The 20,335-nt window shown below is 58.7% G+C and carries 18 protein-coding genes and 1 tRNA gene; 12 read left to right on the top strand and 7 right to left on the bottom strand.

Annotation, left to right across the window (positions count from 1 at the left end; genetic code table 11):
* Positions 1–35: 35 nt before the first annotated feature.
* A complete protein-coding gene (sucB, locus tag CPA56_RS07625) occupies positions 36–1,151 on the bottom strand; it encodes a dihydrolipoyllysine-residue succinyltransferase (RefSeq protein WP_182041391.1) in 1,116 nt (371 codons plus the stop codon).
* Between the two features lie 151 nt (positions 1,152–1,302).
* On the opposite strand from sucB, the gene CPA56_RS07620 reads away from it, so the two are divergent.
* The 3 genes from CPA56_RS07620 to rho all read left to right on the top strand — a co-directional run bounded on the left by CPA56_RS07620 (position 1,303) and on the right by rho (position 5,527).
* Positions 1,303–1,944: a gluconate 2-dehydrogenase subunit 3 family protein gene (locus CPA56_RS07620; protein ID WP_182041390.1), complete on the top strand. Its 642-nt coding sequence runs from the start codon at positions 1,303–1,305 to the stop codon at positions 1,942–1,944.
* A 432-nt stretch (positions 1,945–2,376) separates the two neighbouring features.
* Positions 2,377–3,921, top strand: coding sequence for a GMC family oxidoreductase (locus CPA56_RS07615; RefSeq protein ID WP_229707521.1), 1,545 nt, complete (start codon positions 2,377–2,379; stop codon positions 3,919–3,921).
* Between the two features lie 292 nt (positions 3,922–4,213).
* The gene (rho, locus tag CPA56_RS07610; RefSeq protein WP_182041389.1) at positions 4,214–5,527 is read left to right on the top strand and encodes a transcription termination factor Rho; all 1,314 of its coding nucleotides are present in this window, start codon (positions 4,214–4,216) and stop codon (positions 5,525–5,527) included.
* A gap of 228 nt (positions 5,528–5,755) precedes the next feature.
* Here rho and cydB read toward each other — a convergent pair whose 3' ends face one another.
* The 3 genes from cydB to CPA56_RS07595 all read right to left on the bottom strand — a co-directional run bounded on the left by cydB (position 5,756) and on the right by CPA56_RS07595 (position 8,893).
* A complete protein-coding gene (cydB, locus tag CPA56_RS07605) occupies positions 5,756–6,775 on the bottom strand; it encodes a cytochrome d ubiquinol oxidase subunit II (protein ID WP_182041388.1) in 1,020 nt (339 codons plus the stop codon).
* Position 6,776: 1 nt separating this feature from the next.
* Positions 6,777–8,192 (bottom strand): cytochrome ubiquinol oxidase subunit I, encoded by a 1,416-nt coding sequence (locus CPA56_RS07600; protein WP_182041387.1) that lies wholly within the window; start codon positions 8,190–8,192, stop codon positions 6,777–6,779.
* A 239-nt stretch (positions 8,193–8,431) separates the two neighbouring features.
* Positions 8,432–8,893: a methylated-DNA--[protein]-cysteine S-methyltransferase gene (locus CPA56_RS07595; RefSeq protein ID WP_182041386.1), complete on the bottom strand. Its 462-nt coding sequence runs from the start codon at positions 8,891–8,893 to the stop codon at positions 8,432–8,434.
* An 88-nt stretch (positions 8,894–8,981) separates the two neighbouring features.
* Here CPA56_RS07595 and mnmE point away from each other — a divergent pair, with 88 nt between their 5' ends.
* From mnmE to CPA56_RS09485, 9 genes are all read left to right on the top strand, one after another.
* On the top strand, positions 8,982–10,274 hold the full coding sequence (gene mnmE, locus CPA56_RS07590) for a tRNA uridine-5-carboxymethylaminomethyl(34) synthesis GTPase MnmE (protein ID WP_182041385.1): 1,293 nt from the start codon (positions 8,982–8,984) through the stop codon (positions 10,272–10,274).
* Between the two features lie 10 nt (positions 10,275–10,284).
* Positions 10,285–12,156: a tRNA uridine-5-carboxymethylaminomethyl(34) synthesis enzyme MnmG gene (mnmG, locus tag CPA56_RS07585; protein ID WP_182041384.1), complete on the top strand. Its 1,872-nt coding sequence runs from the start codon at positions 10,285–10,287 to the stop codon at positions 12,154–12,156.
* Positions 12,156–12,734, top strand: coding sequence for a 16S rRNA (guanine(527)-N(7))-methyltransferase RsmG (gene rsmG / locus CPA56_RS07580; RefSeq protein ID WP_182041480.1), 579 nt, complete (start codon positions 12,156–12,158; stop codon positions 12,732–12,734). Before mnmG ends, rsmG begins: the two co-directional genes overlap by 1 nt.
* Entirely contained in the window at positions 12,718–13,518 is an 801-nt protein-coding gene (locus CPA56_RS07575; RefSeq protein WP_407645668.1) for a ParA family protein, read from the top strand. The genes rsmG and CPA56_RS07575 overlap by 17 nt, the downstream gene beginning before the upstream one ends.
* Positions 13,519–13,523: 5 nt before the next feature.
* The gene (locus CPA56_RS07570; RefSeq protein ID WP_182041382.1) at positions 13,524–14,423 is read left to right on the top strand and encodes a ParB/RepB/Spo0J family partition protein; all 900 of its coding nucleotides are present in this window, start codon (positions 13,524–13,526) and stop codon (positions 14,421–14,423) included.
* Between the two features lie 80 nt (positions 14,424–14,503).
* Positions 14,504–14,579: transfer RNA gene (locus CPA56_RS07565), tRNA-Lys, on the top strand.
* An 87-nt stretch (positions 14,580–14,666) separates the two neighbouring features.
* Entirely contained in the window at positions 14,667–15,017 is a 351-nt protein-coding gene (locus tag CPA56_RS07560; RefSeq protein WP_182041381.1) for a DUF3147 family protein, read from the top strand.
* Positions 15,018–15,089: 72 nt separating this feature from the next.
* Positions 15,090–15,425, top strand: a complete 336-nt coding sequence (locus tag CPA56_RS07555) for a DUF805 domain-containing protein (protein ID WP_182041380.1) — start codon at positions 15,090–15,092, stop codon at positions 15,423–15,425.
* A gap of 357 nt (positions 15,426–15,782) precedes the next feature.
* Positions 15,783–17,237 (top strand): nucleoside/nucleotide kinase family protein, encoded by a 1,455-nt coding sequence (locus tag CPA56_RS09485; protein WP_229707519.1) that lies wholly within the window; start codon positions 15,783–15,785, stop codon positions 17,235–17,237.
* 34 nt (positions 17,238–17,271) lie between these two features.
* On the opposite strand, the gene CPA56_RS07545 is transcribed toward CPA56_RS09485, so the two are convergent.
* From CPA56_RS07545 to CPA56_RS07535, 3 genes are read right to left on the bottom strand one after another with little or no spacing between them, the layout of a single operon-like run.
* The gene (locus CPA56_RS07545; protein ID WP_182041379.1) at positions 17,272–18,135 is read right to left on the bottom strand and encodes a hypothetical protein; all 864 of its coding nucleotides are present in this window, start codon (positions 18,133–18,135) and stop codon (positions 17,272–17,274) included.
* A 24-nt stretch (positions 18,136–18,159) separates the two neighbouring features.
* Complete coding sequence (locus CPA56_RS07540) at positions 18,160–19,530, bottom strand: lipopolysaccharide biosynthesis protein (protein ID WP_182041378.1); 1,371 nt, start codon at positions 19,528–19,530, stop codon at positions 18,160–18,162.
* The gene (locus CPA56_RS07535) at positions 19,527–20,204 is read right to left on the bottom strand and encodes a histidine phosphatase family protein (protein WP_182041377.1); all 678 of its coding nucleotides are present in this window, start codon (positions 20,202–20,204) and stop codon (positions 19,527–19,529) included. The genes CPA56_RS07540 and CPA56_RS07535 overlap by 4 nt, the downstream gene beginning before the upstream one ends.
* Positions 20,205–20,335: the final 131 nt, after the last annotated feature.

Here is a 20,335-nt window from a genome sequence, read left to right as displayed (position 1 = left end):
CGGGCGGAGGGTTTTTCTTTGGGAGCTGGAATCTGTCAGATATCCAGCAGCAGACGACGGGGATCCTCGATCAGCTCCTTGAGCCGCACGAGGAAGCTCACAGCCTCCCGCCCGTCAACGAGACGGTGATCATAGGACAGGGCCACATACATCATGGGCCGGATGACCACCTGCCCGTCCCGGGCCACGGGCCGGTCCTGAATGGCATGCATTCCCAGCACGCCAGACTGGGGTGCATTAAGGATGGGTGTGGACAGCAGGGACCCGAAGATGCCGCCATTGGTGATGGTAAAGCTGCCGCCTTCCAGTTCCTTCAGGGCAAGTCCCCCTTTGCGGGCCCGCCTGCCATAATCGGCAATGCGACGTTCCAGCTCGGCAAAACCCAGTGTCTCGGCCTTCCGCAGCACGGGCACGACCAGCCCCCGCTCCGTACCCACGGCAATCCCCAGATTGACGTGATCCTGATAGACGATCTCGTTCCCTTCAATCCTGGCATTCAGCACCGGAAAATCTTTCAGGGCACCCACGACCGCCCGGGCAAAAAAGGACATGAAGCCCAGACGGGCTCCCTCATGTTTCTTTTCAAACAGGTCCCGATACTGGCTGCGCAGGGCCTTGACTGCGCTCATGTCGATCTCGTTGAAAGTCGTCAGGATGGCCGCACTGTTCTGGGCCGCCTTGAGATTCCGGGCAATGGTCTGACGCAGACGGCTCATCGGGACACGCCGTTCCCCGGCCGTACCCTCATGACCGTCATCCGGCAGTTCTGGAGCCGACTGACTGAAAGCGGTTCCACCATTTACGACAGGAGCATCCTCATGATCAGATGAAGCTGATGATCCATGATCCGTCACATTCTGCTCAGCAGACGGTTTTTCCTGTTGTTCTTCCACGGCCTCGGAGACTGGCGGAGCGGCCTGCTCATCAATCAGGGCAATGACCTGTCCCACTTCGACATCGGTACCTTCCGCCAGCTCATGGGTCAGCGTTCCGGCTGCCGGGGCTGGCACGTCCAGCGTGACCTTGTCCGTTTCAAGTTCCAGGACGGCATCTCCAGCCTGGACGTACTGACCGGACTGTTTCAGCCAGCGCATCACGGTTGCCTGTTTCAGGCTTTCACCAAGCACAGGGACCTTAATTTCAACCGTCATCGTGACTCCTGCCATGTCAGAACTTGAAAAACAGGTCTGACCTCTTACCTGCCGGAAGGGATCCAACCTCACATGCTTCTTATATCCCCTGATGAGGGGATAGGGTAAAGCCTTCTCTTCGTCTTTTCACCTTTCCAGCAGGGAAACATTCATGTCTTACCCGCCACCGCCTTTTCTCCAGTCTGACCACGTTTCATCCCGTACGCGCTCCGTTCTTCTCAAAAGGATGGAGCAGGAACAGGGCCAGAGACAGAACCTGTCCCCGGAGGCTTTCCATCTGCTTGACATCATCTGTGATGACATTCTTCCCCAGCAGTCTCTTCTTGGTGACATACGGCTCAACCTGGCTGTCATGATCGACCAGTTTCTCGGGGGACCTGGAGATGGATGGCGTTTTGCGGAGCTGCCCATCGATCTTGAGGCCTGGGAAAAGGGACTGCTGTCAATGGATGTTTATGCCCGGGCACTTTTTTCGCAGAATTACGCCGATCTTGCTTCAGAACAGCGTGGTGCGGTTCTGGACAGAGCTTTTGATGGTTCTCTGTCAGAGCAGACTGCGGCTCCTCTGTCTCCTGCACAGATGGTCTTGTGGAGTGGTGACCTCCGCAATGGCATCGTTGCTGCTTTTCTGGCGCATCCGGTTTCTCAGGACAGGATGGGAATTTCATCTAGTATGACTGGTGGAGACAGCAGGATTCAGGGATTTTCTTCCCATTCCTTGACAGAAAAGGAAGATTTTGAGCCAGCAAATGAACGCCGTTTTCTGGATCAGTTTCAGCAGAACAATGAATGACATTTCTGCCTGTTGGAACAGTGAAAATTCTTCATCCGTAGGCATGATTTCGGACAGTCTGGAAGTGACTTTCAGACATGTTCGTCCGGTTTGGAACAGGGAAAAATGGTTTGAGCCACTCAGAAGTACAACAGATTAAATTATAGATTTATGTTTGATGATGTTGAAAGACCTTGTGAAAACTGGGGTACCCAGCTTTCTGAAAATGTACCCCAGCTTATTCACAATGTGTACAACTTCGAGAAACAGGCAAAACCGGGCCTCATGGAGGGTTGTCCTTATTTTTCCACAGAACTCCTGTGTACAATCCCCTTTTCATAAGGGGGTACCGTACCGTCCCCGGTACTCGGTACCCTTCCTGTTCCAGACAGTACTGTCCCCATGTACCCCAGTACGAACCTCCTTCATCCCAAAGCAGATGGAAACAGTTGCATGATGCAGAAACAGACAAATGATTTTTCTCAGGAAACGGCCGATGTTGTCGTGATTGGCACGGGAGCGGGTGGTGCACCCCTGACGGCCAGACTGGCTATGGCAGGCTGTAAGGTCGTGGCTCTGGAAGCCGGTCCGGTGTTTGATGCCCGGCGGCATACGCCTGATGAACCGACAGCCCAGGAACTGTACTGGCTCCATGAGCGTCTGTCCGCTGGCGGTACACCACAGGCCTTCGGAGGTAATAACAGTGGAACGGGCATTGGTGGCTCCCTGCTGCATTACGGTGCCTTTCTTCCCCGCATGGATGCACGGGATTACCGGCTGTACAGCGAGAGTGGCAAAGGCGTGGACTGGCCATTCGGTGCCGAGGAGCTGCAGCCTTATGTGGAGGAAGTGGAGCGTTTCATTGGCGTGAGTGGTCCGGCCCATTATCCGTGGGATGCGGAGCGTCGCTATGCCTATCCAGCCCTTGCGCCCAATATGGCGGCCCTGAAGATGCGTCAGGCCTGTGACAATGTCGGGCTGCGTCATGCGGCTGGACCTGTGGCCGTGATCACCCGGGACCATGAACAGCCGCATTTTGGCCTGCGTGAAAGCTGCGTGAACTGCGGTGCCTGCCATCAGGGATGCCGTAACGGAGCCAAGTCCGGCGTGGACAACACCTATCTGCCGTTGGCCTGTGCTCATGGGGCCGAACTGCGGCCCGGCTGCATGGCAACGGGGTTCGAACGGGACGGTCAGGGGCGGATCACGGCGGTCATCTATGTCCGTGACGGACGGGAGGAGCGGCAAAAATGTCGGGCCGTCGTCCTGTCCGCCGGAGCTGTGGAAACGGCCCGTCTGCTGCTGAACAATGGTCTGGCGAACAGTTCCGGGCAGGTGGGGCGCAATTACATGACGCATGTGTCCACGCAGGTCTGGGGAGTGTTTGATGAGGAAACCCGGCCCAACAAGGGCTATCCTTCCCTGACCATTTCCGAGGACATGCTGCGGCCGAAGGATGCCGATTTTGCGGGGGGATATCTTCTCCAGTCGCTGGGCATGATGCCGCTCACATGGGCGGCCAATCTCGTGCGGGCTGATGGACGGCGGGGTGAGGCACTCAGCCGCACGTTGGCAGCCTATAATTACAGTGCGGGTATCGGGATGCACGGGGAAAGCCTGCCACGGGATGAAAACCGTGTGACCCTGTCTGATGAGAAAGACGCTTTCGGCCTGCCCAAACCACGGATCGACCATACTTACGGGCCGAATGAGGAAGCCATGCATCGTCATGCCTCTCGCCTGATGGTGAAGATGTGGGAGTCCATCGGGGCGAAGGACATCCGTGTCATCAGCCGGGCGGCGCACATGATCGGTACCTGCCGGATGGGGACCGATGCCGGGGCGGCTGTGGTCAATCCGTACGGGCGCAGTTTCGACATCGACAATCTGTGGATCAGCGACCACTCCACCTTCCCCAGTTCCGGAGCTGCCAATCCCGCCCTGACCATCATGGCCCTGTCCCTGCGGACGGCTGATGCGATGCTGAAAGTGGTCTGAAATACTGCTGCCGACCGGGGAGAACCGTGGGGGCTGCTTGACAGTGCAGCCCTCTTTCACCTAGGAAGAAAGCCGACCTGATGGCGGCGGCGTCCTGTCCAGCCTGCCGGGTCACTTCCTCCGCACCGGAAGGCAGTTTTGCCGGTTCTGAAAGGGTGGCCGTCCGGTCATCCGGCTGGCTGGTCTGCCTGTGGCGTGGCCTGCATGGCTGTGCAGGTGTCGGGCCTGTAGTCTGGTTCTACGTCTATCCCGCTTTTCCTCCCCACCGGGACACATCAAGGCGCATAATTTCATGCATCTCGCCGAACTGAAGAAGAAATCTCCTGCTGACCTGCTGGCCTTTGCTGAAGAGCTGGAGGTCGAAAACGCATCATCGCTGCGCAAGCAGGACATGATGTTTGCCATCCTCAAGACGCTTGCCGAACGTGATCAGGCGATACATGGGGAAGGCACGCTCGAGATTCTGCCGGACGGTTTCGGCTTTCTTCGCAGTCCGGAGGCCAATTACCTGCCCGGTCCGGATGACATTTACGTGTCACCGGCTCAGGTCCGGCGTTTTGCCCTGCGGCCTGGTGACACGGTGGAAGGCGAGATCCGGGCACCCCGGGATGGTGAGCGTTATTTTGCCCTTCAGAAGGTCAACACCATCAATTTCGAGGCTCCGGAACAGGTCCGGGCCCGCATCAATTTTGACAACCTGACACCCCTCTTCCCGGAACGTCGTCTTCGCATGGAGACCGAGCCGAAAGGTGAGGCCACGACGGTCGCTCCGGCCCCGGCAAAAGGTAAAGGGCGGGACCGCAAGGATCAGAAGGATTATACCTCCCGTGTGATCGATCTGGTTTCGCCCATCGGCATGGGCCAGCGTGCCCTGATCGTTGCACCACCAAGGACAGGCAAGACGGTGATGCTCCAGAGCATTGCGTCTTCCATTTCCGCCAATCATCCGGATGTGTTCCTCATTGTTCTGCTGATTGATGAACGGCCTGAGGAAGTGACGGACATGGCCCGGTCCGTCCGTGGTGAGGTCGTTTCTTCCACCTTTGACGAACCGGCCCACCGTCATGTGCAGGTGACGGAAATGGTGCTGGAGAAGGCCAAGCGTCTCGTTGAGCACAAGCGTGACGTGGTCATCCTGCTGGACTCCATCACCCGTCTGGCTCGGGCCTATAACACGGTCGTTCCCTCATCCGGTAAGGTGCTGACCGGTGGTGTGGATGCCAATGCCCTTCAGAGGCCGAAGCGTTTCTTCGGTGCGGCTCGTAACATCGAGGAAGGTGGCTCCCTGACCATCATTGCCACAGCCCTGATCGATACGGGTTCCCGCATGGATGAGGTCATCTTCGAAGAGTTCAAGGGTACGGGCAACTCCGAGCTGATGCTGGACCGCAAGCTGGCAGATAAGCGGACCTTCCCGGCCATCGACATCACCAAGTCCGGTACCCGCAAGGAAGAGCTGCTGGTGGACCGGGCCTCTCTTTCCAAGATGTGGGTCCTGCGCCGCATCCTTGCTCCGATGGGTACGATGGATGCCATGGACTTCCTGCTGGACAAGCTGCGTTACAGCAAGACCAATCAGGACTTCTTCGATGCGATGAATAACTGATTAACAGCTTGGTCTGTTGTCCATGAAAGAAAAGGCAGGGCCATGCATATGGCCCTGCCTTTTCTGTAGGTGAAGTCCATGTCAGACCATCAGCCATGGGGGATCAGCAGGTGAAGGAAGCTTGCCATCAAGATGATGGCAAGAGTGCCCATTCCCCAGAGGGCCAAGAACCACGCTAGACGTTTGGAGAAGGAGGCTGGCACCTTTTTCTCATCGTATGTGGTGAACTTAGTGATATCCATCGGCTTTTGTGACCTTTCCACGGAAAAGATAGTAGGAATAGATCGAATATCCCGTGATGATGGGGAGTAGGATGACGGTCCCGACGAGCTGGAAAAGCTGGCTGGGAATTGGAGATGCTACATCCCACAGGGTCAGGGTTGGTGGTACAGCGTAGGGCCAGATGGTAATGGCCAGGCCAACCAGGCTGAGCAGGAACCATCCAATGGCGCACAGGAAAGGCGTGATGGCGTGTTCCTTGTCTAGGGTCCGCCACATCAGGAAACCGGCCAGTGCCACCAGTAGAGGAACAGGCAGGCCGAACAGAATGTTCGGAAAGGCAATCCAGTGATGGAGATAGGGCGCATGGAGAAACGGCGTCCAGCAGCTAACGGCAATGATGCAGAGAATCATCAGAATGGATAATCTCTTGGACCAGCGGCGGCATCGTGCTTCCAGTTCATCGGATGTGCGCCAAACGAGCCAGGTCGTACCAAGAAGAGCATAACCTGTGACAACGGACAGGCCACAAAGAACGCTGAACGGTGTCAGCCAGTCCATGGCTCCTCCGGCAAAGGCACCGTGGCTTGTATGCACCCCCTGAACGTACCCGCCAAGAATGCAGCCCTGACAGAAAGCGGCAAGTGTGGACCCTGTCATGAAGCCCGTATTCCAGAAGGCCCGATGGTTGGGTGAGTGCGCCATGATGCGGAACTCGAATGCAACACCACGGAAGATCAAAGCCCCCAGCATGATGATGATGGGGATATAGAAGGCAGGCAGCAGCGTGCTGTAAGCACCGGGGAAAACACCGAACAGGGTTGCTCCACCCAGAACCATCCATGTTTCATTACCATCCCAGACGGGGGCAATCGTGTTGATCATGATGTCACGATGCTCCGGCTTTTTCTCGAAAGCAAAGAGCATGCCAATTCCCAGGTCAAAGCCATCAAGGATGACGTAGACCGAAATGGCCAGAATGACGATGAACGCCCAGATGAAGGGAAGATAGAATGCAAGGCCGGACATGTTATGACGCATCCTTGTTCTGAGAGATCGTATGATGATGGCTACCTAGGATCATAATGTCATCGCTGGTGTTGTCAGCAGCCTCTGGGGTGGCCCGTAGCAGGCGGATGAGCATCAGGAGGCCTGAGCCGAAAACAAAGAGATAGACCGCAACAAAAAACAGCATGGAGAAAGACAGGCTGGAGAGTGCCAGCGGTGAGGTGCTGTCTTTCGTGCGAAGCAGGCCATAGACCGTCCATGGTTGCCGCCCGACTTCTGTCGTAACCCAGCCACAGAGCAGAGCCAGAAACCCAGCTGGTGCCATGGTGAGTATCACCCGCAGGAAAAGAGGATGGTCGAACAAACGCTGTCGGCGCCGCAGCCAGAGTGACCAGAGGCCGCAGAGCAGCATAAGCCCCCCTAGGGCAATCATGATGCGGAAAGAAAAGAACACGATTGGTGCCGGGGCCCGCTGGTCTGCCGGATAATCTTTCAGGCCGGGCACCTTGCCGTTGATATCATGGGTCAGGATGAAGGAGCCCAGTAGCGGAATCCCTATGGCGTAATCCGTACGTTCTGTCTTCATGTTCGGGATGCCGAACAACAGTTCAGGGGCTCGTGTTTCGCTTGTCCAGTCGCCTTCCATGGCGGCAATCTTGGCGGGCTGATATTTCAGGGTGTTCAGCCCATGCATGTCGCCCGCTATGATCTGGAGAGGGGCTGTGATGACAATCATCCAGAGGGACAGGGAGAACATGAGGCGGATCGTACTGTCTGCCTGTGTACCTCCCTTTTTGGCCTTGAGCAGATGCCATGCACCTGCGGCAGCTACCGTGAAGGCCACTGAAAGCATGGCAGCCAGCCCCATATGGGTGATCCGGTAGGGAAAGGATGGATTGAAGATGATGGCCAGCCAGTCATGGGGCAGGAAATGGCCTGTCTTTTGGTCAATGACATAGCCTTGTGGGGTTTGCATCCATGAGTTGGATGCAAGGATCCATGTCATGGAGATCAGCGTTCCTGTAGTGACAGCACAGGTTGCAAAGAAATGCATTCTGCGGCCGACACGGTTCAGCCCGAACAGCATGACACCAAGGAAACCAGCCTCCATAAAGAAGGCCGTCATGACTTCGTAAGAGAGAAGCACGCCTGTGATGGGCCCTGCCTTGGCAGAGAAGCCTGCCCAGTTGGTACCGAACTCGTAGGCCATCACGATGCCAGAGACGACCCCCATGCCGAAAACGATGGAGAAGATTTTCAACCAGTATTTAAAGAGATTCAAATAACGGTTATCATTCGTTTTTAACCACATGCCTTCAAGAAAGGTGAGGAATACAGATAGACCGATCGAAAATGCTGGGAATATTATATGTACGCCAACGGTAAAGGCGAATTGTATGCGTGCGATTGTAAGAGGTAACTCATGGTCATTAACCATATATAATCATTCCTTTTCGTTGGAATGGGAGGAAATTGACATTTTTTCATTATTGATTTTGGCGAGTTTTCGATAATTGATTTTGTTTTTCTTCTTATAAATATTTTTAAAATAAAAAATCCCCGTCATTTTTTGCGGGGTCAGGCCGATGGCAGGTGATGAAAATTTGCCATCACATTTTTGTAAGATCATGTGATGATCAGCTTTGGCAATAAGGTAAGGCTGGATGATCCCGTGTTTCAGGAACTGGATGCTTCTTGTTCCAACCCCAGCAGGAAGGTCTTGCTCTCTGCGCCTTCAAACCCGCTATAGTCACCATGGCCCCTGCCGTGGGAGGGCAGGACACGGTGGCAGGGGATGAGAATGAGCAGCGGGTTGCGGGCCACGGCCTGACCGATGGATTGCGGGCTTCCGCCGACAGTTTTGGCCAGGTTGCCATAGGTCCGGGTCTGCCCGTGCGGAATGGCACGCAGGGCCGCCCAGACACGTTTCTGATAGGCCGTGCCATCAAGCATCAGTGGGATGGACTGGAAATCCACCGGCTCCCCATCAAAATAATCCTGCATCATGTCCCGCACTTTCAGCAGGAGGGGCGTCTCACTCTGGTCCCGGCCCCAGCCTTCATCAAGGGAGACGATCTGCCCCTCTTCTTCGCTGAGGGTCAGGGCACCGAGGGGAGAATGGAAAGAAAGCTGTGGCATGGCTGTCAGGCTGCCCCTTTTGCGGGATAGCGTCAATTCTTTCTTTGGCCCGCTGCTTTTCAGGCATGAGTGCTGTATGAAAGGCGGCATGACATCATCCAGCATTTCCACCCAGACGGTTTTTGCGTTGGCGACAGGCCCGGTGCAGGGGGCGATTGCGGTCATGCGGGTCAGCGGGCCGGAGAGTGCGGCCCTGCTGGCGGCTCTCTGTGGTGCCCTGCCGGCTCCCCGTCAGGCCAGCCTGCGGGCCTTGCGGCATGAAGGTGATGTGCTGGATCATGCTCTCGTCCTCTGGCTTCCGGGACCCCGGTCCTATACGGGAGAAGACAGCTTTGAGCTGCATCTTCATGCCGGTACGGCCATCGTGGAGGCAGTGGCGCAGGCCCTTGTTTCCCTTGGTGCCCGCCCCGCCGAACCGGGAGAGTTCACCCGTCGGGCCGTGCAGGCAGGACGGATGGACCTGTTGCAGGCCGAGGCCATAGCCGATCTGATTGAAGCCGATACGCAGGCCCAGCGGCATCAGGCCCTGAAACAGGCTGATGGTGCCCTGAGCCAGCTTTACACCGGATGGGCGTCCCGCCTGCGGCAGGTTCTGGCCCAGCAGGAAGCTCTGATCGATTTCCCGGATGAGGAACTCCCCCCGGAGGTGGAAGACGCCCTGCTGGGTGACTGCCGGACCCTGGCGGAAGAGATGCAGGCCCATCTGGCCGATGAACGGGGCGAGATCGTCCGTGATGGTCTGAAGATCGTTCTGGCGGGGGCTCCGAATGTGGGAAAATCCAGCCTGCTGAATGCGCTGAGTGGTCAGGATGCTGCCATCGTCACGCAGAAGGCGGGCACGACACGGGATGCCATCGCCGTGGACTGGATGATAGAGGGCATCCGTGTCCGGCTGATTGATACGGCAGGCGTGCGGGAGACAGAGGATGAGATCGAGGCGGAAGGCATCCGCCGGACCATGCGGCACGTGAAAGAGGCCGATCTGCTCTTTCATCTTGTCGGGCCGGGGGATGAGACGCCCCTGCTGGCGGATCACGCCATAAGGCTGCGGACGAAGACGGACCTCGCCCCGGCACGGGAGGGTGAGCTTGGCATCCACACGAAGGATGAAGCCGGTCTGGCCCCTCTGAAGGCATGGCTGAAAGCCCATCTGGCCCGTCTCATGGCCCGGCGTGGCACTCCGCCCCTGACCCGTGCCCGCCATCGGGCAGGGCTGAAGGAGGCACAGGAACATCTGGCCCGTGCGCTGGAAGCCTCATGGCCGGAGGTGCGAGGAGAGGAGCTGCGTCTGGCCATGCAGGCCCTTGGCCGACTGACGGGCCATGTGGACGTGGAAGCCCTGCTCGATACGATTTTTGGCCAGTTCTGTATAGGAAAGTGACGTTACCTCAATGAGCACATCATCTGCACAAACCTATGATGTCATCGTGGTGGGTGGCGGCCATGCAGGGACGGAAGCCGCCGCTGCCGCTGCCCGCTTCGGGGCCCGGACATTGCTGTTGACGCACAGGCTGGACACCGTAGGCAGCATGTCCTGCAATCCGGCCATCGGGGGCATCGGCAAGGGCCATCTCGTGCGGGAGATTGATGCCTTTGATGGCCTCATGGGCAAGGCGGCAGACCGGGCGGGAATTCATTTCAAGCTGCTGAACCGTTCCAAAGGGCCAGCGGTACATGGGCCACGGGCGCAGGCGGACCGTTCGCTTTACCGGGCCGCCATACAGGACCTTCTGGCGGCCACGCCCAACCTGACCATGCTGGCCGGGGCCGTGGGCGACCTGATCGTCGAGAAGGGCCATGTCCGGGGTGTGATCTGCGAGGATGGCCGCCGTTTTTCCGCCGGGGCGGTCGTGCTGACAAGTGGCACCTTCCTGCGGGGCGTGATCCATACGGGGCGGGTCAGCCAGCCAGCCGGACGCATTGGCGATGCGCCCGCCACGCAGCTTGGGGAACGGCTGGAAGCCCTGGGGCTGAAAATGGGCCGTCTGAAAACAGGCACCCCGCCCCGTCTGGCCCGTGACAGCATCGACTGGGAGGCCCTGCCTGCCGATGAGGGCGATGCCGAGCCGGAGGCCTTCAGTACGCTGACAGCCTCCCTGCCCAATAGACAGGTCGTCTGCCGCATCACGCAGACAACCCCACAGACACACAGGATCATTGAGGACAACCTGCATCTTTCGGCTATGTATGGCGGTGAGATTACCGGGCGGGGTCCCCGCTACTGCCCGTCCATCGAGGACAAGATCGTCCGTTTCGCAGGACGGGACAGTCATCAGGTGTTTCTGGAGCCGGAGGCCCTGCCGGGCAATCCGGGTGGGGAGCTGGTCTACCCCAACGGCATCAGCACCTCCCTGCCTGCCGAGGTGCAGGTGCAGATGATCGCTTCCATGCCGGGGCTGGAGACGGCCCGCATCGTCACCCCCGGCTACGCCGTGGAATATGATTATGTTGACCCACGGGAGCTGCGTCCGTCTCTGGAGCTGCGGGCCTTGCCCGGCCTGTATCTCGCCGGGCAGATCAATGGAACGACAGGGTATGAGGAAGCGGGCGCACAGGGGCTTCTGGCCGGTCTGAACGCTGCCCGGGCCGTGGCAGGCAGGGAGCCTCTGACGCTGGGACGGGAGGAATCCTACCTTGGTGTGCTGATTGATGACCTGACCCTGCATGGTATCAGTGAACCCTATCGCATGTTCACCTCACGGGCGGAATATCGCCTTCTTCTGCGGGCGGACAATGCGGACCTGCGCCTGACACCAAAGGCCATAGAGGCCGGATGTGTTGGTGCAGAACGTGAGGTGGCCTTCCGTGAGACGGTGCGCCAGATTGATGCGGCGATGGAAGAAGCCCGGAAACCGGCCTTCCTGCCCCAGCACCTGCGGGAGCATGGCATCGAGGTTTCGCAGGACGGGCGGCGGCGCAGCCTGCTGGATGTACTGGCGACACAGGCCGATGAGGCCCGGATTGCCAGTCTCGCCCCGTGGTTTGCCGCTCTGCCGGTCCGTATCGGGCGGCATGTGCAGACAGAGGCCCGCTATGGTGGTTATCTGCGCAGGCAGGAGCGGGAAATCCAGCAGCTGAAGAGTGAGGCGGCCCTGCGCCTGCCGGACGATCTGGATTACGGGGCGATCGGGGGGCTGAGTCAGGAAATGCAGGAGCGGCTGGGGGCCGCCCGTCCGGCCGATTTCGCCGCTGCGGGGCGTGTCCGGGGTGTGACGCCCGCTGCCCTCATTGCCCTGCTTGCCCATGTCAGGAGCCGTACATGATGACGCATGTTTCACATGAAACAGAAAAGAAGCTCGCTCATTTTGCCAGCCTGCTGACCCGCTGGAATGAGAAGATCAATCTTGTCAGCCCGAAGGATATCGCCCATCTCCGCCAGCGTCATATTGAGGACAGTCTCCAGCTTGTCCCGCATGTTGCGGCTGGTGTGCGGATAACGGACCTTGGTTCTGGCGGTGGTTTCCCCGGGCTGATCGTGGCGATCGCAACAGGGAACCCGGTCACGCTGATTGAGTCCGACCAGCGGAAATGCGCCTTCCTGCGGGAAGCGGCACGGGAATGTGGTGCCCGTGTCACCGTGCTGACAAAACGGATCGAGCAGGCAGAGGTGGAGCCGGCGGACATCGTGACGGCCCGTGCGCTGGCACCCCTGCCCCAGCTGCTCGACTGGGCACGGCCCCTGCTGAAGGAGGAGGGTTACTGTCTTTTTCTCAAGGGAAGAAAAGCGTCAGATGAGTTGACCAGTGCCCGTTCTGACTGGCACATGACATATGAAAGCCTTCCAAGTCGAACAGACCCTGACGGGGTCCTTCTCAGGATCAGTGATTTCAGACGTGTCTAAAGCAGCTTCACATACACCGCACATCATCGCCATCGCCAACCAGAAGGGCGGTGTCGGCAAGACGACGACCAGCCTGAATCTGGCGGCGGCTCTGGCGCAGCGCAAGCGTGTCCTGCTGGTGGACCTTGACCCGCAGGGCAATGCGTCAACGGGCCTCGGGCTGGATTATGATGAGCGTGGCCGTGGCACCTATGGTGCCCTGCTGGAGGATGCCCCGGCGGAGACGCTTCTCCGTTCCAGCGTGGTGCCGAAGCTGGATGTCATGCCTGCCAATGGCGACCTGGCCGGAGCCGAGCTGGAGATGATCGACCAGGACCGGCGGGAATACCGGCTGCGGGATGCCCTGAAACCGTTACTGAGCCGTTATGACATCATCCTGATCGACTGCCCGCCCAGCTTGGGGCTGCTGACCCTCAATGCGCTTGTCGTGGCCCAGAGTGTTCTGGTGCCGTTGCAGTGCGAGTTCTTCGCTCTGGAGGGGATCAGCCAGCTGGTCCGTTCCATCGAGCGGGTGCGTCTGGCCTTCAATGCGGACCTGCATCTGGAAGGGATCGTGCTGACCATGTTCGATACCCGCAACAATCTGTCCGCCCTTGTGGCGGAGGATGCCCGGGGTTTCTTTGGGGATCAGGTTTTCAGGACGATGATCCCCCGCAACATCCGCATTTCCGAGGCACAGAGCCACGGGCGGCCTGTCATGGATTATGCCCGCAGTTCCACCGGGGCACTGGCCTATGAGGCTCTGGGGGCTGAGCTGCTGAAACGGCTGAAGAAGAAAGGCTGAGAGACATGGCGAAAAAGGCACCCCCCTCCTCCCGCAGACTTGGCCGGGGACTGGCGGCCCTTCTGGGAGATCAGGCCCCCAATCTGGCCCGTGTCGGAGCCTCGCAGGGTGAGGCACAGGCTCCGTCCCAGCCGGGAAGCCTTGGAGTGGACCTTCTTGCCCCCAGCCCGTTCCAGCCCCGGCAGGACATGAATGAAGACCGGCTGGCCGAGCTTGCGGATTCCATCCGGTCCCGTGGGGTCATCCAGCCTATTCTGGTCAGGCCGGACCCCGAGCGGAAAGGGCGGTATCAGATCATTGCTGGTGAACGCCGCTGGCGGGCCTCCCAGAAGGCGGGTCTGCATGAGGTGCCCGTCTATATCCGTCAGCTTGATGATACGGATGCCATGGCGGCGGCCATGGTCGAGAACCTTCAGCGGTCGGATCTCAACCCCGTGGAAGAGGCGATGGGACTGCAGCGGCTGTTGCAGGAATACAGCCTGACGCAGGAGGAGCTGGCCGGGGCGATCGGCAAGTCCCGTTCCCACATCACCAATACCATGCGCCTGCTGAACCTGCCGGAGGCCGTTCTGGTCCAGCTGCGGGATGGTGGGCTGAGTGCCGGTCATGCCCGTGCCCTGCTCGGTCATCCCGACCCTGTGGCAGGCATGGCGGAGGTGCTGGCAAAGGGGCTGAATGTCCGCCAGACGGAAGACCTCGTGGCCCGGCTGAACAAGGCGGCCAGCGAGGAGAAGGCTGTGGCGGCCCCAGCCCCGGAGATCACCCGGCTGGAGGAAGACCTTTCCGCCCGTTTCGGGCTGAAGACGCAGATACGCTTCAATGGGAAAAGCGGCTCGCTGAAGATCAACTATTCCTCTCTGGAGCAGTTTGAGGCCCTCATGGCCCGTCTGACTGGACAGAGCTGATTTTTTTGGAAAAATGTTTAAAATACCCTTGTCAGCCTTTGTGAAGGCTGATAGATAAGCACTCATCGGTTACCGATTGTGGGCACATAGCTCAGTTGGTAGAGCAGCTGACTCTTAATCAGCGGGTCCTAGGTTCGAGCCCTAGTGTGCCCACCACAATCGACCGGTTCCCCTGAAAAGATGTCGAAAGCTTTCCGATGCCAGCGGCAGGACACCCGCTCTGCGTTTTCTGCCGGAAAGAAGATGATCCCCTTTCTCCTAAAAACCGTTCTGTCCGCCGTGCTTGTGGCCTCCATTGCCACGGTGGCCCGTCGCCTTCCCGCCCTGGGTGCGCTCATTGCGTCCCTGCCGCTTGTGTCCGTTCTGGGAATGATCTTTCTCTGGGCCGAGAAACCGGACCGTGAGCTGATGGCCACTCATAGCGAGGCGACTTTCTGGTACGTTCTGCCATCCCTGCCCATGTTTCTGCTGATCCCCGCCCTCCTGCGGCGAGGCTGGCCTTTCTGGGGCAGTCTGGTTGCTGGCTGTGTGCTGACGGTTCTGCTTTATCTTGCCGTGGTCTGGTGTGCCCGCCGTTATGGCATGGCTCTGTAAGGGATGTCAGATATCTGTTGACTCTGGAACAAGATCAGAAAATTATCGTTAATTTTTAGGAAAGGTCATGCCATGGAAAGTGGAAATCCCTTCAACTATTATGTGAAGGCCATAAAAAATTATGTGACATTCAGCGGGCGGGCAACCCGTCCTGAATACTGGTATTTTTTTCTCTTCAATATCATCGTTGGTATCATAGTCGGGGGCGTTGGGACTTTTCTGGGAACGGATCTCCTCAAGGACCTGTATACCCTCTTTATTTTCCTTCCCTGTCTGGCTGTTGGCGTGAGACGGCTGCATGATTCCGACCGTTCCGGTTGGTGGATTCTGTTGCCTGTCGTGAACATCATTTTTCTGTGCCTGGAAGGCACGGCTGGAGAGAACCGGTTTGGCCCTGCGTCGAACTGAGGTGGAAACAGCATCCGTTTCATGAAATCAAGGCCGATAGATCAGGCATCTGTCGGCTTTTTTTATGGTGCTCATGAAGTATCTGGAGGGTCTTCAGCTTGGCATCATTTCGTAATGATGAAAAACTGTTACACGTTAAAGCATGTAGGACTTATTCCTGCCGGATCTGACAGGCGTGTAGTATGGTTGCACTCCATGCGCCGCTTATCCTTCCGTATGGAAGGCTTCGGTCCTGAAGAACCTGATGGCCGTCGGGGATAATGGCCGGGAGCACTTTATACAGGCAGGCCTGCCATAAGTCTGTTATGGACAGGCAAGACAGGATAGGATGGCGGCATCATAAAAGATGAGAGTGCTATGCGTGTAAGCGAGTTCAAGCCTCGGCCGGTCGCAGGGCGGCACCAGCCGGTGATAGCCTTGGTCGGGTGCGATGGAAGCGGGAAGTCCACCGTGGGGGCGGCCCTGCTCGAGCTGTTGCAGGCTGAACGGCCCACGGCGTTCTGTCATCTGGGCAAGCAGGCGGGCAATCTGGAGCGAACACTGGCTCCCCTGCCCTTCATCGGTCCGTATGTGACGGGCAAGGCCAGAAAAGAAAATGGCCGGATACAGTCCGGCAAAAAGGCAGGCGTTCTGGCGGCAGTGTCGGGCTTCGTCCTGTCCATGCGGCGGGTGTTCCGTTTTGTCCTCATGCGATACAGGCATGAACGGGGTCTGACAATTCTGACAGATCGCTACCCTCAGAATGTTGTGCCCGGTCCCATGGATGGCCCTACCCTGGCCAACCTGAATCGTGATGGTGTCCTGCTGCGGCTGTTCAGCCGGGTGGAGCGTGGCCTTTATGGCCGCATGGCCTGCTTCCGGCCGGATGTCGTCATCAGGCTGAATGTTGATCTTGAAACGGCGTTGCAGCGCAAGCCGGACCATGTGCCTTTCAAACTGGCCCGCAAGATCGACGACCTAGCCAGACTGGAGTTCGCCGGGGCACCGATTGTCGATATTGACGGTACGGAGCCGCTGGAGCAGGTGCTGGAACAGGCAGAGGAGACGGTCCGCAAGGTGCTGGCCCTGTATCCCTGTTCTGGCCAGTCGTCAGGTGCTGATGATCCGCCTCATGTAGGGCTGAAAGGGTACAGGGCCGGTCGGCTGGTGTCTCTCGTCGGGTGTGATGGCTCGGGAAAGTCCAGCATCAGCCAGTATCTGGTGCAGCATTTTTCTGAAACCCGTCCTGCCGTTTATGGCTATCTAGGTCTCGGGTCTGGTGATCTGGGGCGGCGGATCGGTGCCCTGCCTTTCATTGGTCCGGCACTGGAAAAGAAACTGAACCGGAAAGCGAAGAAAGCCCGCACGAAGGGCGAGAAGATGCCTGGCATGATGACGGGACTTGTCCTGTTCGTCTTTTCCCTGGTTCGGATGAGGCGTTTCCTGCGGGTCCGGCGGGCTGTTGAGAAAGGTTTTCTGGTCGTGACGGACCGTTACCCTCAGGTGGAAATTCCCGGCCAGTGTGATGGCCCCGGGCTGTCCGCTGCCTACAGCCATAACCCCTTGATCCGTCTTCTGGCCCATCTGGAGAAAGGCATCTACCAGCGCATAGCGGAGTTCAGGCCTGATCTGGTCATCCGGCTGAACGTGGATGCGGACACGGCCTACGGGCGCAAGCCGGACCATGATCTGGAGGCCCTGCGGGTCAAGACGGAGCTGATGCCGAAGCTGAACTTCAACCATGCGCCGCTGGTGGAGGTGGATGCCCGCCAGTCTTATGAGGCCGTGCAGCAGGAAGTGCTGGACCTGCTGAAAAAACACGGGATCGCCTGAGATTCAGTCAGCCCCGCATGGCCGGGGCATGTCCTCAGTGGGGGCTGCGTTCCAGAAAGGCCCGGATGCGCTGGGGAATGCCCTCCGGGGACTGGAAGCGGTCCCGGCGGTAATTCTGTGTCCCGTCCAGTTTCTTCTCGATCAGACCATCGTGAAAATCGCCCATCATGCCGTTGATCGTGGCCAGATATTCGGATAGCTGATCCAGTTCACGAGAGGGCCGGATGGTACGCAGCGTATCGTTGAAGGCCACGCGGCGGCTGATGATCTTCCGCATGACATGGAACTCATGGCCGGTCGTGGCGTCCAGTCTGCGTATCAGTTTTGCCAGCCTGGCGTTTTCTTTTTTCTGGTAGGCGATGATTCCGGTGGCATCATCTTCTTTCCAGAGGGCAATGGGGGTGGAGATCAGCCAGTAATAGGCCGGTGACAGGGCCACCCACAGGATGAGGCCATTGGTCAGCGTGGCCCGCCGCTGATGGTTCTTGAAGGCATCCTGCATGTTGCCCATGATGATGGTGACGACATGCAGAAGCAGCGGGTAACGGTGATGCCGGGTGAAGTTGGCACAGGCAAAGCGCATGTGCTTGAATTTTGCCCGGGCATATTTGAAGGCCAGCTGCTCTTCATCATTGGCCACGCCGGATAGGGCAATCTTCAGGATGAGGCGGCGGAAGGCCCTGCGGTCCACGCCATGTTCCAGAAGCTGCCAGCAGAGATTGTACCCTTCCCCGACTTCTTCCGCCGTGCAGGCGGGCAGGACATCCTGCGGAAGGGGCGTGTCGGGATGAGGAACGTCATCAAGAAGAACATGCTCGAAAACGGTATCCAGCATCGCCTGTGGAAAGGCCGGCGTGCTGCGGCGGCTGGCAGACGGGCGGAAGGGGAAGATGGGCATGGTCTGTTCTTCTCCTGACGGTACTCAGCTGCCGGACGTGGCAGGCAGGTCGCCGCTGTGGCGTGTTTCTCTCTCATGTGGGAGGACGATCCTGTTCCGGCGCAGATAGGTCACGCCCATCATGGCGAACATGAGGAGGGTAGCAAAGAATATGCCTAGGGCATAGGCAAGCCCGGCTCCATTCAGGCCGTAATGATGCCCCATGTAGACGAGCAGCGGAACATAGATGCAGACGGAGAAGAGCTGCGCCAGCATGATGTAATGGGACCGTCCCGCCGTATAGAGGACGCCTTCCATGGGAAGTCCGGCGGTGAAGAAGACCAGGGAGGGAGACATCCACATCATCAGCGTGGCGGCATCACCGAACCGGTGACCAAACATGCTGATGACGGGTTTCCCTCCGACATAGACGACCAGCATGGCCAGCAGCCCGAGTGCGCCGGAGAAGACGCTCGTCCGCAGGGCCAGCTTCCAGGGGGCGGAGGTCCGTGGATTCATGAGGACCACTTCGGGATAGTAGCTCTTTTCCAGAAGTTTGGCGGGCCGTTGGACGGCATCCAGAAATTCCATGGCCAGGGAATAGAGACCGGCGGCCGACGTGCTGACGATCTTGCCCACGAGCAGCTTGCTGATCGGTTCCCAGACGGTTTCCAGAACTGTGGTGATGCTGGCCGTCCAGACGAACCCCCACATGCCTTCAGGCATCTGGCGGGAGGCCCGGATGATGCTGGGGCGTAACCCTTTCAGCAGGTCGTGGCGTTTCAGTTCGAGCAGGGCTGTGCCCCAGAGATAGATCTGCCCGGCCAGAAGGGCCAGATACCAGGCGATGACGAAGCCTGTCAGTTTGGTTCCGCTGACCCAGGCCAGCAGGCAGCCTACGGCACGGACGGTCGGGGTGATGAGCTGCTGGCGGGAGACGAGGTCTATGCGGTCGAACAGGCGGAGGATGCCATAGGCTGCCGTGCTGCCCATGCCGGGGATCAGCGTGCAGTAGATCAGGACCAGAATCGTGTGCTGGTCATGTATGCCCAGCAGCCTGCCGAAGAACAGGAAGGCCAGGATGCCGAACAGCATGGACAGCAGCCCCGCACAGATGTCCAGCCCGATGGCCAGGCTGATGCTGTTCTGCACCGTGCCGCGCTCGCCTTTCTGCCAGGGCACGGCGGCATAGTGCAGGACGATCTGCCAGCTCTGGAACTGCCCGATGGCGGCGATGGTCTCGATGTAGGAGGCGATCAGGGTCAGGACGCCGAAATCATGCGGGCGGAGCGTCCGTCCCGTGCTGACGAGGGCAACCAGCCCGACGGCGGCCCCGATCAGCTTGGTGGACCCCAGCCGGCCAGCATTCTTCAGGACAACACGGAAGAGATCATCACCAAACCAGCCTTTCATCATGCAGGCTCTTGAAAGTCAGGAAGTTCGTTGATCGTGACGACCCGCCAGTGCCCGGCAATGTGCTCGATGATGCTGAGGGAGAGATTCTGTATGCAGAAGCGCAGGGCCGTGTCCACGGGGATGTCCAGACAGTGGGACAGGGCCATGCGGATGGCCCCGCCATGGCTGAGGACGACCATGTCCTGCCCTTCCCTGTCCCGGGCGTGGCGTTCCAGGGCTTGGCCGATGCGCTGGCGGACATCCAACATGCTTTCCCCCTGGGGTGGGCGTTCGTCAGCGGCGATGGACCAGAAGGGTGGAGCCGGTTTCCGGAGGAGTGCGGGAAAGGTCTCGTGGGGGGTGCCGTTCCAGTCCCCTATGGACTGTTCGACGAAAGCCGGGTCGATTTCCAGAGGGACGGAGAAGTCGCCAGCCTCCTGTATGGCCAGGCCTGTTTTCCGTGCCCGCTGGAGGGGTGAGGAAAGCCATGCCGCCCTGCGGGGCAGGCGGCGTGCCAGTGCCCGGTAGGCTGGCTGCTGCATGGTCAGATGGTGGGGGCAGAGAGGAACGTCGAGGGTTCCATACATGGTCTGCCGGGCCGTTTCCTTCACGATGGCGTGACGAACCAGCCAGAAGCGTGTTACCCCGGCAGGGAGTTCTGGTCCGTCCAGAAAATGCTCCTGAGGGTCAGGCATGGCAGGGTGCGTCACGAAAAAAACCTCTCGAACAGGTCAGCAGGCTGTTGCCAGCCTGTTAAGATGAGGCTGGCAGAATGTTCAAAACTCTATGATAAGGGCGCATAGCGAGGAAGGAAACCGCTCTCAAG

The organism is Bombella mellum, assembly GCF_014048465.1.
Taxonomy (GTDB): Bacteria; Pseudomonadota; Alphaproteobacteria; order Acetobacterales; family Acetobacteraceae; genus Bombella; species Bombella mellum.
Note: the sequence above shows the minus strand (reverse complement) of the source record. Positions and strands in the feature narration are given on the sequence as shown.

Coding starts and splice junctions, on each gene's coding strand:
- CPA56_RS07570 (WP_182041382.1), top strand. CDS start 13,524: ATGGCGAAAAAGGCACCCCCCTCCTCCCGCAGACTTGGCCGGGGACTG.
- CPA56_RS07555 (WP_182041380.1), top strand. CDS start 15,090: ATGGAAAGTGGAAATCCCTTCAACTATTATGTGAAGGCCATAAAAAAT.
- cydB (WP_182041388.1), bottom strand. CDS start 6,775: ATGTCCGGCCTTGCATTCTATCTTCCCTTCATCTGGGCGTTCATCGTC.
- CPA56_RS07560 (WP_182041381.1), top strand. CDS start 14,667: ATGATCCCCTTTCTCCTAAAAACCGTTCTGTCCGCCGTGCTTGTGGCC.
- CPA56_RS07620 (WP_182041390.1), top strand. CDS start 1,303: ATGTCTTACCCGCCACCGCCTTTTCTCCAGTCTGACCACGTTTCATCC.
- rsmG (WP_182041480.1), top strand. CDS start 12,156: ATGACGCATGTTTCACATGAAACAGAAAAGAAGCTCGCTCATTTTGCC.
- CPA56_RS07545 (WP_182041379.1), bottom strand. CDS start 18,135: ATGCCCATCTTCCCCTTCCGCCCGTCTGCCAGCCGCCGCAGCACGCCG.
- rho (WP_182041389.1), top strand. CDS start 4,214: ATGCATCTCGCCGAACTGAAGAAGAAATCTCCTGCTGACCTGCTGGCC.
- CPA56_RS07600 (WP_182041387.1), bottom strand. CDS start 8,192: ATGGTTAATGACCATGAGTTACCTCTTACAATCGCACGCATACAATTC.
- CPA56_RS07615 (WP_229707521.1), top strand. CDS start 2,377: ATGATGCAGAAACAGACAAATGATTTTTCTCAGGAAACGGCCGATGTT.
- CPA56_RS07595 (WP_182041386.1), bottom strand. CDS start 8,893: ATGCCACAGCTTTCTTTCCATTCTCCCCTCGGTGCCCTGACCCTCAGC.
- CPA56_RS09485 (WP_229707519.1), top strand. CDS start 15,783: ATGCGTGTAAGCGAGTTCAAGCCTCGGCCGGTCGCAGGGCGGCACCAG.
- CPA56_RS07535 (WP_182041377.1), bottom strand. CDS start 20,204: ATGCCTGACCCTCAGGAGCATTTTCTGGACGGACCAGAACTCCCTGCC.
- sucB (WP_182041391.1), bottom strand. CDS start 1,151: ATGACGGTTGAAATTAAGGTCCCTGTGCTTGGTGAAAGCCTGAAACAG.
- mnmE (WP_182041385.1), top strand. CDS start 8,982: ATGACATCATCCAGCATTTCCACCCAGACGGTTTTTGCGTTGGCGACA.
- mnmG (WP_182041384.1), top strand. CDS start 10,285: ATGAGCACATCATCTGCACAAACCTATGATGTCATCGTGGTGGGTGGC.
- CPA56_RS07540 (WP_182041378.1), bottom strand. CDS start 19,530: ATGATGAAAGGCTGGTTTGGTGATGATCTCTTCCGTGTTGTCCTGAAG.